Source organism: Mycobacterium sp. ML4, from assembly GCF_054515735.1.
Map to the genome: position 1 here is coordinate 1 of NZ_JBTNSY010000032.1, position 13,682 is coordinate 13,682.

The 13,682-nt window shown below is 67.8% G+C and carries 11 protein-coding genes; all 11 read right to left on the reverse strand.

Annotated features, from left to right (window positions below; all coding sequences use genetic code 11):
- Positions 1-11: 11 nt before the first annotated feature.
- The gene (locus ACX9NE_RS26080) at positions 12-2,474 is read right to left on the reverse strand and encodes a [protein-PII] uridylyltransferase (RefSeq protein ID WP_459364531.1); all 2,463 of its coding nucleotides are present in this window, start codon (positions 2,472-2,474) and stop codon (positions 12-14) included.
- Between the two features lie 39 nt (positions 2,475-2,513).
- The gene (gene glnB / locus ACX9NE_RS26085) at positions 2,514-2,852 is read right to left on the reverse strand and encodes a nitrogen regulatory protein P-II (RefSeq protein ID WP_055577570.1); all 339 of its coding nucleotides are present in this window, start codon (positions 2,850-2,852) and stop codon (positions 2,514-2,516) included.
- 2 nt (positions 2,853-2,854) lie between these two features.
- Positions 2,855-4,264 (reverse strand): ammonium transporter, encoded by a 1,410-nt coding sequence (locus tag ACX9NE_RS26090; protein WP_459364532.1) that lies wholly within the window; start codon positions 4,262-4,264, stop codon positions 2,855-2,857.
- Positions 4,265-4,418: 154 nt separating this feature from the next.
- On the reverse strand, positions 4,419-5,726 hold the full coding sequence (gene ftsY / locus ACX9NE_RS26095; protein ID WP_459364530.1) for a signal recognition particle-docking protein FtsY: 1,308 nt from the start codon (positions 5,724-5,726) through the stop codon (positions 4,419-4,421).
- An 80-nt stretch (positions 5,727-5,806) separates the two neighbouring features.
- On the reverse strand, positions 5,807-9,406 hold the full coding sequence (gene smc / locus ACX9NE_RS26100; RefSeq protein WP_459364529.1) for a chromosome segregation protein SMC: 3,600 nt from the start codon (positions 9,404-9,406) through the stop codon (positions 5,807-5,809).
- Positions 9,407-9,578: 172 nt separating this feature from the next.
- The gene (locus ACX9NE_RS26105; protein ID WP_459364528.1) at positions 9,579-9,860 is read right to left on the reverse strand and encodes an acylphosphatase; all 282 of its coding nucleotides are present in this window, start codon (positions 9,858-9,860) and stop codon (positions 9,579-9,581) included.
- Entirely contained in the window at positions 9,847-10,260 is a 414-nt protein-coding gene (locus ACX9NE_RS26110; protein WP_459364527.1) for an OsmC family protein, read from the reverse strand. The genes ACX9NE_RS26105 and ACX9NE_RS26110 overlap by 14 nt, the downstream gene beginning before the upstream one ends.
- Before the next feature lie 114 nt (positions 10,261-10,374).
- Entirely contained in the window at positions 10,375-11,238 is an 864-nt protein-coding gene (mutM, locus tag ACX9NE_RS26115; protein WP_459364526.1) for a DNA-formamidopyrimidine glycosylase, read from the reverse strand.
- Between the two features lie 89 nt (positions 11,239-11,327).
- Positions 11,328-12,041, reverse strand: coding sequence for a ribonuclease III (gene rnc, locus ACX9NE_RS26120; protein WP_459364525.1), 714 nt, complete (start codon positions 12,039-12,041; stop codon positions 11,328-11,330).
- Positions 12,038-12,634, reverse strand: coding sequence for a YceD family protein (locus tag ACX9NE_RS26125; RefSeq protein ID WP_459364524.1), 597 nt, complete (start codon positions 12,632-12,634; stop codon positions 12,038-12,040). The genes rnc and ACX9NE_RS26125 overlap by 4 nt, the downstream gene beginning before the upstream one ends.
- Before the next feature lie 59 nt (positions 12,635-12,693).
- A complete protein-coding gene (sepIVA, locus tag ACX9NE_RS26130; protein ID WP_459364523.1) occupies positions 12,694-13,431 on the reverse strand; it encodes a cell division protein SepIVA in 738 nt (245 codons plus the stop codon).
- Positions 13,432-13,682 lie beyond the last annotated feature (251 nt).

A 13,682-nucleotide genomic window follows, 5' to 3' on the forward strand; every position in this document is an offset into this window, starting at 1 on the left:
CGCGATCGCCACTAATCCCCGACCGGCTCGTCCTCGAGAACGACCGCAGGCGCGCCCAGCACGGCCAGTAGGTGTTTCTCCACCGCGGCCCTCGCGTTGAGTTCCGGCGGCACCGCCACGCAGAAGACATCGGCCGCCGTCGACCCGAAGGTGTTGACCTTGGCCCACAAGATGTCGGTCTGGGCACGCTCCAGCGCCCGGGTCAACAACGCGAGCAGACCCACCCGGTCCATGGCGCGAACCTCCAGGATCAGCTGGCCGGGAGTATCGGTGTCCAGCCAGAGGATGCGCGGCGGTGCGGTGGAACGCGTGACCGGCACCCCTACCTGGACCTCGCCGGCCCGGGCGGTGGCCGAGATGGCGGCCTCGCTGTCGCGCTTCTCGAGCGTGGCGCAGACGTCGATATCCCCGTGCAGGGCGCCCACGAACTGCTGACGCAGCAGTTCCGCGGCAGGCGGCGAACCGAACAGCGGTGACACCACGAATTCGGTGATCACCACGCCGTCGTGGATGTTCACCGAAGCCGAGTGGACCCGCAGCGAGTTCAGTGCCAGCACCGCCGCGGCCTTGGACACCAGCCCGCGCTGATCGGGCGCCACCATCACCGCGCACAGCCGCTCGGTGCCGCCGGGTTGCAGCTCAACGTGCACGCCCTGGTGCGCGGCCAGCGAAAGATAGTGCGGCGCAGTGGGTTCGGCTTGTGGCAGCGCCTCCCCCGCCATTGCCAAGCGGCAGCGACGCACCAGGTCCTCGACGAGCGACGCCTTCCAGTCGCTCCACACACCCGGTCCGGTGGCCTTGGAGTCCGCCTCCGACAGGGCATGCATGAGTTCGAGCAGCTGCGGGTCACCGCCGAGCGCCTCGGAGACCGCCTCGATGGTCTTGGGGTCATTCAGGTCACTTCGGGTGGCGGTGATGGGAAGCAGCAGGTGATGACGAACCATCTTGGAGATCGTGTCCACGTCGGCGGGCGCCAGCCCGAGCCGCTGCGCGATCGGGATCACCAGATCGGCCCCGAGCACGCAATGGTCCATTCCCCGGCCTTTGCCGATGTCGTGCAGTAAGGCGCCCAGGGCGAGCAGGTCCGGCCGGGCCACGTTGGTGGTCAGTGGCGCCGCGTGCACGGCGCACTCGACGACGTGACGGTCCACCGTCCACTTATGTGAGACGTCGCGCGGCGGTAGGTCGCGGATCGCGTCCCACTCGGGCAGCAACTGGCCCCACAGCCCGGTCCGGTCCAAAGCCTCGATGGTCGGCACCGCGGTGGGGCCGGCCAGTAGCACCACGAGGAGGTCATCCAGGGCCTCGCGCGGCCACGGGGTCGGTAGCGGCGGCGCGCTGTCCAGACGGCTCAGGGTGGCGGCGCCGATCGGGACGCCGGTGTCAGCCGACGCGGCAGCCACCCGCAGCACCAGCCCGGGGTCGCTTTCCGGGTGGGCTTCGCGGGCGAGCACGATCTCGCCGGCGTACTCGACAACGCCCTCATCCAGCGGTCGCCGCTTGGGCCGTCGCATCAAGGCGGTAAGGCCCCGTTTGGGCAGCGCATTGGCGGCGGTGCGCAGTCCCGTGACGGCATGGAAGCTGATGGTGCGCCCGGCGCTGGACAGCATCCGCGCCAAGTCGAATCGGTCACCGACGCCGAGCTTTTCGCTGATCTCGTCGGCGAACTGGGCCAGCAACTGGTCACGGCCGCGACCGGAGACCACGTGCAGTTCCGTACGCACATCGAGCAACGTCAGGTACGCATCGTCGAGCGAACCGACCGCGGTGTCCGGACGGGCCATGCCGTGGCGGTCGATGAGTTGCGCCAGGGCCAGGGCGTTGAGCAACTGAACATCGCGCAGCCCGCCGCGGCCCGACTTGAGGTCGGGCTCCGCGCGATGTGCGATGCGGCCCAGCCGCAGCCAGCGGGCATGTGTCATCTCGACGAGTTCGTCCATGCGAGAACGAATTCCGCTACGCCATTGCCGCTTTATCCCGTCGATCAGTTCGGTCGACAAGGCTTCGGCTCCGGCGATGTGCCGCGCTTCCAGCAAGCCCAGCGCGGCGGTCAAGTCGGCGCTGGCCGTGTTCAGCGCCTCACTGACGGTACGCACGCTGTGATCGAGCCGAATATTGGCGTCCCACAACGGATACCACAGCTTGTCCGCGATCGGGCCCAGCACTTCGGGTGGCTTGCCGTCGTGCACCAGCACCAGGTCGAGGTCTGAATACGGCAGCAACTCCCGCCGACCGAGACCACCGACCGCCACGATCGCGAAGCCGCTCTCGTGATTGATGCCGATTTCGGAAGCCTTTGCAACGAGCCAGCTTTCGTGCAGATCGAGCACCGCCTGCCGCATCTCGGCCGGTTTCATGCCGCAAAGTCCGTCAGACAGCAGTGCGCGCCGCGCGGCAGCCAGATCGACTGCCGCGGCGGCGCTTCCTGCTTGCGGTGCGTCCGATTGCGGGGGGTCCGGCCGGTTCGGTGTCACACCCGGCCGGCCCGTCTGCTTTTGTCGGACAACGTGCGGCTACAGGGCGTCGGACCCGCGCTCACCGGTGCGCACCCGCACGATGGTGTCCACGGGGCTGACCCACACCTTGCCGTCGCCGATCTTGCCCGTTCGTGCCGCCCGGACGATGCTGTCCACGACCTTGTCGACAATGGAGTCGTCGACAACGACTTCGATCCGGACCTTGGGCACGAAGTCGACGGAGTACTCAGCGCCCCGGTAGACCTCGGTGTGGCCCTTCTGCCGCCCGTATCCCTGGATCTCGCTGACCGTCATACCCAGGACGCCGGCGTCCTCCAGGCTGGTCTTGACGTCGTCGAGGGTGAACGGCTTGACGATCGCGGTGATCAGCTTCATTTCTATTCCGCCTCAACTTTCTCGGCCACTCGCGCCTGCAGGCCGTTCGGGGTGTCCGGCAGGCTGGCGCGGGGAAGAACCGAACCGCTGGCCACCGCGAAATCGTAGCCGCTCTCAGCGTGCTCCGACTCATCGATGCCCGCCGCTTCCTGCTCTGCTCCCAGCCGCAGCCCAATGGTGTACTTCAGGATAAGCGCCAGGACAAGAGTGACGATCCCGGAGTAGGCCAGGACGCTGAACGCGCCCACCGCCTGGCGTTCGAGCTGGTCAAACCCACCGCCGTAGAACAACCCCTTGGACACACCGGCGACGCCGTTGATCGCGACGCTCTCGGGTGCGGCCACCAGGCCGACCAGCAGGGTGCCGGCCAGACCGCCGACCAGGTGCACGCCGACCACGTCGAGCGAGTCGTCGAAGCCGAGCTTGAACTTCAGCCCCACGGCCAGTGCGCACAGCACGCCGGCGACCACACCGACGACCAGTGCGCCCAACGCGTTCACCGACGAGCAGGAGGGCGTGATCGCGACCAGTCCGGCGACGATACCCGAGGCGGCACCCAGCGTGGTGGCCTTGCCGTCCCGGATGCGCTCGGTAAGCAGCCAGGCGAGCATCGCCGCGGCAGTGGCGATCGTGGTGGCCATGAACGTTGACCCAGCGGCGCCGTTCGCGCTGGTCGCCGACCCCGCATTGAAGCCGTACCACCCGAACCACAGCAATCCGGCGCCGAGCATCACGAATGGCAGGTTGTGCGGCCGGAACAGTGTCGTGGGCCAGCCCTTGCGCTTGCCCAGCACGAGCGCCAGCATCAGGCCGGCAACACCGGCGTTGATGTGCACCGCGGTTCCGCCGGCGAAGTCGATCGCGTGCAGCTTGTTCGCGATCCAACCGCCCTTCTCGGCGGCGAACCCGTCGAACGCGAACACCCAGTGCGCAACCGGGAAGTACACCAACGTGGCCCACAGACCGGAGAACACCAGCCAGGCGCTGAACTTGAGCCGGTCGGCGACCGCACCAGAGATCAGGGCGACCGTGATGATCGCGAACATCAGCTGGAATGCGACGAATACGGTGGCGGGCAAGGTGCCTGCCAGCGGGATATCTGTCGCCGCGACGCCCTTGGCGGCATCGGCCGCGACCGAATTGCCGCCGATGAGGCCCTTCAGGCCCCAGTATTCGGTCGGGCTGCCGACAACGTTGCCGGTGTCGGTGCCGAATGCCATCGAGTAGCCATAGAGCACCCACAGCACCGTCACGACGCCCATGGCACTGATGCTCATCATGATCATGTTGAGCACGCTCTTGGCACGAACCATGCCGCCGTAGAAGAACGCCAGCCCCGGCGTCATCAGCAGCACGAGTGCCGAACTCGCCAGCATCCAGGCCGTATCGCCGGTATTGGGCTGGCCCATCATCGGGAAACTCACTCGCTATCACCTCCAGTCAGCGTTGGGAGGGCCCCAGAATGATGACTGGCGACCTGATCCAGAACCTTGCGCATAAGTTGTTGCGCAAATGGGGCAGCGGTGTTTCGTGGGGATTAACGTAAAAGTGGCTGTGTAAGAGCTTTCAGCCGAGCAGGGCGTCGACGAAGGCCGCCGGCTCGAACGGGGCCAGGTCATCGGCTCCCTCACCGAGCCCGACCAGCTTCACCGGCACCCCGAGTTCCTGCTGGACGCGGAAAACGATGCCGCCCTTGGCCGTTCCGTCCAGTTTGGTCAGCACCGCGCCGGTGATGTCGACCACGTCGGCGAATACCTTGGCCTGAGCCAGGCCGTTCTGCCCGATGGTGGCGTCCAGGACCAGCAGCACCTCGTCGACCGCCGCCCGGCGGGTGACCACCCGTTTAACCTTGCCCAGTTCGTCCATCAAACCGACCTTGGTGTGCAGGCGTCCGGCGGTGTCGATGAGGACGACGTCGGCGCCGGCCTGGATGCCTTTGTCGACGGCATCGAACGCCACCGACGCGGGGTCGGCGCCTTCGGCTCCGCGCACCACTTCCGCGCCGACCCGCGATCCCCAGGTCTCCAGCTGGTCGGCCGCCGCGGCGCGGAACGTATCGGCGGCGCCGAGCACCACGCGGCGTCCGTCGGCCACCAGGACCCGCGCCAGCTTGCCGACGGTAGTGGTCTTGCCGGTGCCGTTGACGCCGACGACGAGCAGCACGGAGGGGTGATCGGCGTGCGGCAGTGCCCGGATCGACCGGTCCATCTCGGGATGCAGCTCTTTGATCAGGACGTCGCGCAACACCGCCCGGGCGTCTGCTTCGGTGCGGACGTTGCTGCTGGCCAGCCGGCTGCGCAGTTGCGACACCACCGCCGCGGTGACCACCGGCCCCAGGTCGGCGACCAACAGGGTGTCCTCGACGTCCTGCCAGGAGTCTTCGTCCAGGTCGCCGCCGCCGAGCAGGCCCAGCATGCTGCGGCCGAGCGCGTTCTGTGTCCGGGCCAGCCGCCCGCGCAACCGCTCTAAGCGCCCCTCCGGGGGCTCGATGACTTCGATGTGCGGTGCTGCGGGCTCGGGCTCTGGTTCTGGCTCTGGTTCGGGCTCTGGTTCTGGCTCTGGTTCGGGCTCTAATTCGGGAAGGTGAACCTCGGAGATGGGGCGCTTGGGCGCGTCGCGCGGAATGGTGGCGTCATCGCCGACGGCGGGGAGCCCGGTGGTGTCGATGCGTTCCGGTGGCTGCACGGTCGGTGTCTGGCTGAACGTGATGCCGGACGACGCGGTGTATCCGCCGGAGCGGTCGATCGCTTCGGGCGCGGCTTTGGGAGCCAGACGTATCCGGCGCTTGCGGTAGCGCACCAGGCCGAAGACCAGCGCGGCGATGACGACCAGGGCGGCGATGACCGCGATGGCGATCCATAGACCTTGCGACACGCTGATAGATCCTTCCCAGATGTTCGGGGGGTTACCTGTGCTGAACGGGCTGAAGGGCCGAACCCCACGCTACGGGCAACCTACGAGGAGTTGGCCACCAACCGGTCGACCTGCTGCCCACGGATTCGCTGCGAGATGACGGCGGTGATCCCGTCGCCCTGCATCGTCACGCCGTAGAGCGCGTCGGCCACCTCCATGGTGGGCTTCTGGTGGGTGATGATGATCAGCTGCGAACTTTCCCGCAGCATCTCGAACAGCCCGATCAGCCGCCGCAGGTTGGTGTCGTCGAGCGCGGCCTCCACCTCGTCCATGATGTAGAACGGCGACGGGCGGGCGCGGAAGATGGCGACCAGCATCGCCACTGCCGTCAGGGCCTTTTCGCCGCCGGACAGCAATGACAACCGCGTGACCTTCTTGCCCGGCGGACGCGCCTCGACCTCGATCCCGGTGGTGAGCATGTCGTCGGGCTGGGTCAGCCGCAGGCGGCCTTCTCCGCCGGGGAACAGTGCGGTGAACACGGTCTGGAATTCTCGTTCGACGTCCACGAACGCCTCGCTGAACACCTGCAGTATCCGCGCGTCGACGTCGGCGACGACGTCGAGCAGATCCTTGCGGGCCGCCTTGACGTCTTCGAGCTGGGTGGACAGGAAGTTGTAGCGCTCCTCCAGCGCAGCGAACTCCTCGAGGGCCAGCGGGTTGACCCTGCCCAGCTCGTTCAGCTCGCGTTCGGCGCGCTTGGCCCGGCGCTCCTGAGTGGCGCGGTCGAACGGCAGGGGCGCCGGGGCCACCACCTGCTCACCGCGCTCGCGGGCCTGTTCGAACTCTGCCACCTCGAGATCGCTCGGCGGCAACGGGACTTCCGGCCCGTACTCGGCGACAAGGTCGGCCGGCGCCATCCCGAACTGCTCGAGGATCATCTGCTCGAGCTGCTCGATCCGCAGCGCCGCTTGCGCGTTGGCCACCTCGTCGCGGTGCAGCGCATCGGTGAGAGCAGCCACCCGGGTGCTCAACTGACTTGTTTCTTCGCGCACCGCTGCCAGCGCCGCCGAGCGTTGCTGCCGCTCGGCGACCAGCTCGTCACGCAGTTGCGACGCCGCGTCCACCACCCGGTTGAGCCGCCAGGCCAGCAGCCGCCCCGACTCGGCCACCGCCGCAGCCACTGCCGCCGCACGCAGCCGGGCATCCGCGGCTTGTTCGGCCCGGATCCGCGCCTCGCGCTCGGCCGCCGCGGCGCGCCGCAGCGAATCAGCGCGCCCACGAACGGCATTGGCGCGCTCCTCGGCGGTGCGCACGGTCAAGCGCGCCTCCACCTCGACACTGCGGGCTTCGTCAGCGGCGGCGGCAATCTCCTGCCGATTCGCGGGTTCGGCCGCGTCCACGTGTTCGGTCTGCTGGGCGTTGCGCAGTCGGGTCTCGAGTTCGACAACCTCCTGCAGGGTCCGAGCACGCCCGGCTTCCAGCTCCTCACGCTGGGCCAGCAGCCTGTTCCACTCGTCCTCGGCCGTCCGGGCCTCCTGCCCCAACCGGCCGAGCTGTTCATAGATCGCCGAGATCGCGGTGTCGGATTCGTTGAGTGCGGCCAAGGCCTGCTCGGCGGCGTCCTGCCGGGCCCCCTGCTCGGTCAGCGCACCCGACAACGCGGCATTGAGCTGCGCCACCTGCGACTCCGCGGCGGCCAGCTCGTTGCGTGCCTTCTCGATCTCCGAGGCGATCTCCAAGGTCGAGACTTTGCGGTCAGACCCGCCGCTCACCCAGCCGGCACCCACCAGGTCACCGTCGAGCGTCACCGCGCGCAGCTCGGGTCGACGGGCAACCAGATCCAGTGCTTCGCCAAGATCGTCGACCACCGCAACACCCGACAGCATGGCCATCATCGCGCCCCGCAATCGCGGCGGCGCCTCGATCAGGTCCAGCGCCCACATCCCCCCGCGGGGCAGGTCGGCTGTCAGCGCGGGCGCCTCGACCGGCCAGTCGCCGAGCACCAGCGCCGCGCGCCCGCCGTCGGCCTGCTTCAGCGCGGCGACCGCGGTCCGGGCTGCGCCCAGCCCGTCGACTGCCAGCCCGTCGGCGGCCGACCCCAGCACCGCGGCCAGCGCCGCCTCGTATCCGGAGCGAACCTTGACAAGCTCGGCGACCGAGCCGAAAAGACCTGCGGCATTGTGGTTCCGGGCCAACCACGCGGTGCCGTCTTTACGTTCCAGGCTGACCGACAGCGCGTCGATGCGGGCCCGCAGCGAAGCCACTTGGCGTTCGGCGGCGCGTTCGGCGGCCTGCAACTCGGTGACCCGGTCGTCGGTCAGCCGCAACGCGGCCATCGTCCGCTCGTGATGCTCGTCCAGACCGACTTCGCCATGGTCCAGTTCGCCGACCCGGCCCTGAACGCTTTCGAACTCGGCACGGGTCTGGTGTGCCCGCGCGGCGGCGTGCTCGATTCGCTCCGACAATCGCGCAACGCTGTCGTCGATCGATTCGACGCGGGCCCGCATCGTCTCCACCTGCCCGGCCAATCGGGCCAGGCCTTCGCGCCGGTCGGCTTCGGCGCGCACCGCCGCCATATGCGCCTTGTCGGCTTCGACGGCGCGGCGCTCCCGTTCGGCCAGTTCGGCGCGCGCGGCGTCGAGCCGGGTGCGCGCTTCGGCGAGTTCGGCCAGCAGCTGCTCCTCGAACTGGGCCACCTGCTCGGCCTCGGCCTCCAGCGCGTCAGGGTCGGTATCGCTGGTCCGGGTCGGCTCCAGATCGAGATGGTGGGCGCGTTCGCTGGCGATGCGGACGGTTGCGCCGACACGCTCGGCCAGGGCCGAAAGCCGAAACCAGGTCTGCTGCATGGCTTCGGCGCGCTGCGACAGATCGTTCAGCGATTCCTCGTGGGCGGCCAGTTCCTCAGCTGCCACCGACAGCCGAGCGGCGACTTCGTCGTGTTCTCGCCGCATGGTGTTCTCGGTGTCGAAGATCGCCTGCCGCTCGGAGCGCCGGTGGACCAGATCGTCGGCCGCCAGTCGCAGCCGGGCATCGCGCAGATCGGCCTGAATGGTCTGGGCTCTTCGAGCCACCTCGGCCTGGCGGCCAAGCGGCTTGAGTTGGCGGCGCAGCTCGGTAGAGAGGTCGGTGAGCCGGGCCAGGTTCGCCGCCATCGCGTCGAGCTTGCGCAGCGCCTTCTCCTTGCGCTTGCGGTGCTTGAGCACGCCCGCGGCTTCTTCGATGAACGCGCGACGGTCCTCGGGACGGGATTGCAGGATTTCGTCCAACTTGCCCTGGCCGACGATCACATGCATCTCACGTCCGATGCCAGAGTCGCTCAACAGCTCTTGTACGTCCATCAAACGGCAGCTGCTGCCGTTGATTTCGTATTCGCTGGCACCGTCGCGGAACATCCGGCGGGTGATGGAGACCTCGGAGTAGTCGATCGGCAGCGCGTTGTCGGTGTTATCGATGGTGACGGTGACCTCGGCCCGGCCCAGTGGCGCACGCGAGGACGTGCCGGCGAAGATGACGTCTTCCATCTTTCCGCCGCGCAGTGTTTTGGCCCCCTGCTCGCCCATCACCCAGGCCAGCGCGTCGACCACGTTGGACTTGCCAGATCCGTTAGGCCCGACGACGGCGGTGATGCCCGGCTCGAAACGCAGAGTCGTTGGCGCGGCGAAGGACTTGAAGCCCTTCAGCGTCAGACTCTTGAGGTACACGAGGGGCCAGATTACCGCTCGGACTGCACGGTCCCTCGCCGCACGCGACCGCCCAGGCGGCAGTTTCGGTGATCTTTATCGCCGGGATCGACGACTGGCGTCGCAGTGGCCACAACTGCCACTTCAGTCTCTCTCCTGGACGGCACTCTGTTTGCCCGGCGACAGCGGTCTGCTACCGCTCGACGAATCCGCTGAAGTGCTCCGTCGGCTCCGACCAGTCAGCGACAACCTTGTCCACGCGCCCCGGCGCGCTGTCGCCCCGCAGCAGTTCGAGGAGCCGTTCGCCGCCCTCGCGCGGCCCGTTGGCAACCACCAGTACCCGGCCGTCAGCCTCGTTGGCGGCATAGCCGGTCAGGCCCTGCTCAAGGGCCCGACAGCGGGTCCACCAGCGGAAGCCGACCCCCTGGACATGCCCGTGCACCCAGGCGGTGAGCCGGACCTCAGGATTCGACATCGACCACCTCGAAGGTGACGCGGGTACCGGCCTTCAAAGTGCGCCCGACGGTGCAGACTGCGTCGATGGCCCGGTTGACGACCACCAGCAGACGCTCCTTGTCCTGCTGAGTCAGGCCGGAGAGGTCTAGTTCGAGCTTCTCTTCGAGAAGGGGGTAGACCTCGTTGTCCCGGTCGGCGGCACCGGACACCCGGACCACCGCCCGGTAGTCGTCCCCGAGGCGGCGGGCCAGCGGCTGGTCGCTGGACATCCCGCTACATGCGGCGAGCGCGATCTTCATCAACTCACCGGGGGTGAAAACACCGTCGACGTCTTCGCTGCCAATCAGTACCTGCGCTCCCCGCGAGCTGTGCCCGGTGTACCGGCGCGTGCCGGTTCGCTGCACCCACAGTTCCGTCATGGCTCCCTTTCTACTGCGTGCCCACCGGCAGCGATCCACGAGCGTCCGCAAAATGCCAGCCTTCGCGGCGTGTCCGTGTACAAACGCGGGCCCTCGCCCCGCGGGGCCTCACCGTCAACGCCGCGGCTTCGGCTGGCAGCGCGGGCAGTAGAACGACGAGCGGTTCATGAACTTCTCCCGCCGCATGACCGCGCCACAACGTCGGCAGTTCTCGCCATCGCGGCCGTAGGCGTCCAGCGAACGGTCGAAGTAACCCGATTGCCCGTTGACGTTGACATAGAGCGAATCGAACGACGTACCGCCCTTGGCCAGCGCCTCGCGCATCACTTCGCCCGCCGCATCCAAGATGGCCAACAGCCGGCGGCGGGACAGGGTGACAGCGATCCGCGCGCCGTTGACCTTGGCCCGCCACAACGCCTCATCGGCGTAGATGTTTCCGATCCCGGACACCACCTGCTGGTCCAGCAGCTGGCGCTTGATCTCGGAGTATTTGCGCCGCAACACGTCAACCACCGCGCCGGCGTCGAATCGGGGATCCAGCGGATCACGGGCCAAGTGCGCCACCGGGTCAGGCACCACGCTGCCGTCCACCGTCACCAGGTCGGCAAGCATCCATCCGCCGAATGTCCGCTGGTCTGCGAAACTCAGGACGGTTCCGTCGTCGAGCAACGCCGAAATCCGGACGTGGTCGGCCCGCGGCACCGCCCCCAGCAACATCTGCCCGCTCATGCCCAGGTGCACGACGAGCGCGGTGTCAGACTCGCCCCCCTCTGTTTCGAGGGTCAGCCACAGGTATTTGCCGCGCCGATCGGTGCCAGTGATGCGGGCTTCGAGCAGGCGGGCGGTCAGGTCTGCGGGACCGGCTTCGTGCCGCCGCACGGCGCGGGGGTGGTGAACCCGGACCCCGGTGATCGTCTTGCCCACGACGTGGGCCGCAAGACCGCGCCGCACCACCTCGACCTCGGGTAGCTCAGGCATCTAGTGATGATCGCAAGCGCGGCGACGCCGCGCGCCGGTGGTCCCCCACGCCTGCTGGGACGGGTGAAAGCGTCGGGTCCCGCGCACCACTAGCCCGCAGTGTCGACAGCTTCCAGGGCCTCGAGCGCTTTGTACGCGGCCGAGGCGGCCTGCTGCTCGGCCTCCTTCTTGGAGCGCCCGACACCCGTCCCGTACTCGGTCTCCATCACCACAACCACCGCGGTGAACTCTTTGTCGTGGTCGGGCCCGGTGGAGGTCAACAGGTAGGACGGCGGACCCAGCGCTCGCGCCGCGGTCAGCTCCTGCAGGCTGGTCTTCCAGTCCAGGCCGGCCCCCAGCGTGGGCGCGGCGTCCAGCAGCGGGCCGAACAACCGCAGGATCGTCGCGCGCGCCACCTCGATACCGTGCTGCAGGTAGATCGCCCCCAGCAGGGATTCCATTCCGTCTGCCAGAATGCTGGACTTGTCGGCCCCTCCGGTGTTGGCTTCGCCACGCCCCAGCAGCACGTGGGCTCCCAGCCCCTCCTCGGTGAGGTCGCGCGCGACGTCGGCCAGCGCGTGTGTATTGACGATGCTGGCCCGCAACTTGGCCAGGTCACCTTCGGAACGGTCGGGGTGACGGTGGTAAAGGGCGTCGGTGATGGTCAGTCCCAATACCGCGTCCCCGAGGAACTCCAGCCGCTCGTTGGTGGGCAGCCCGCCGTTCTCGTAGGCGTAGCTCCGATGTGTCAAAGCAAGTGAAAGCAGGTCATCGGGCAGATCGACGCCGAGCGCATCAAGCAGTGTCTGTCGCGACGGGGTCACCGCTCACCTCGCCGGCGGGTGTCAACGTCATCCTGGCCAGGCAGCATCGCGGCCAGCTTGGCCCATCTGGGGTCGATCTGTTCATGCTGGTGGCCGGGTTCGGCAGCCAGCGACACGCCGCACTGCGGGCACAGTCCCGGGCAATCCGGCAAGCACACCGGCGAGAACGGCAACTCCAGCCCGACGGCATCGATGATCGGCTGCTCCAGGTCGATGGTCTGGTCGACGACGTGCCCCACTTCGTCTTCCTCGGTGGTGGCCTCGGTCGCACTGTCCGGATAGGCGAATAATTCGGTGAGCCCCACCCGCACGTGCCCCTCGATCGGCGACAGACAGCGGCAGCATTCGCCGGCCGTCGGCGCCTCCACCGCGCCGGTCACGAGCACGCCTTCCGACACCGATTCGACTCGCAGATCCAGCTGCAACGCCGCCCCGGGCTGGATGGCGATCAGCTCCACACCGATGCGCGAAGGACTGTCCACGGTGTCGTGCACCGCGAACATGGATCCCGGACGTCTTCCGAGCCGGGCAATGTCGATGGTTAACGGCGTCCGGGCGCGCCGCTGCGCCGTGTGGCCGTGCTGCCGTGCCATACGGGAATCCTACGGCGCGCAGCGCAAAGTTCCACTGCCGCGAGCGGAGCGCCCGCCGGCTACCGCGTTACGTAGTCGTGCGTGCCGGCAGCGGTGCGAAGCTGGTGACGACCCCGCCCCACCGACCGGAGCGTGCCGTTGAGGAACTCTTCGAACTCGGCAAGTTTGTTATCGACATAGATGTCGCATTCACCCCGCAACCGGTCGGCCTCGGCGTGGGCGGTGTCGATGAGTCGAGTGGACTCGGCATGAGCCGCCTGGACCACCTCGTTCTGCGACACCAGCCGCTGCTGTTCCTTGATGCCCTCTTGCACGGCCTTCTCGTATGAGATGTTGCCGTTCTCGATCAGCCGGTCGCACTCGGTCTTGGCGCGGCTGACGCTGGCCTCGTACTCGCGCTTCGCTGAAGCCGCGATCCGCATCGCCTCCTCGCGAGCCTCCCCGACCATCCGCTCGCTATGTTGGCGCGCCTCGCTGACCATTCGGTCGGCTTGTGCCTTCGCGTCGGAAAGCAGCCGGTCGGCCTCGGCGCGGGCATGGTTGATCATCGACTCGGACTCGGTGGTCGCGGCGGACACCATCGAGTCGGCGTGTGTCTTGGCGTCGTGCAGCATCGAATCGCGCGCGTCCAGGACGTCCTGCGCATCGTCGAGTTCGCCGGGGATCGCGTCTTTGATGTCGTCGATCAGTTCCAGCACATCGCCGCGGGGTACAACGCAGCCTGCCGTCATCGGCACGCCGCGGGCCTCTTCGACAATGGCGCTCAACTCGTCCAGCGCTTCAAAGACTCGGTACACGGCCATACCCTCCTGGCGTCATTAGTTGTTACCAGTGTGCCTGGTGTTACGTCTGTGACAGCGGTGATGGCACCGGTGTGTCGGCCTCTATTTTCAGTTGTTCGTGTACCTACAACCTGGACGCCGCAGACGGTCCCTTACCCACCTGGTGTGCCACCAGACTATCGCCGCGGCCCTGCTCCCGGCACTGCGTGCGGCAGCGCATGGACCACCGGCAGCCAGAGCCGGGTACGCCCTGACGGGGCTCGGTG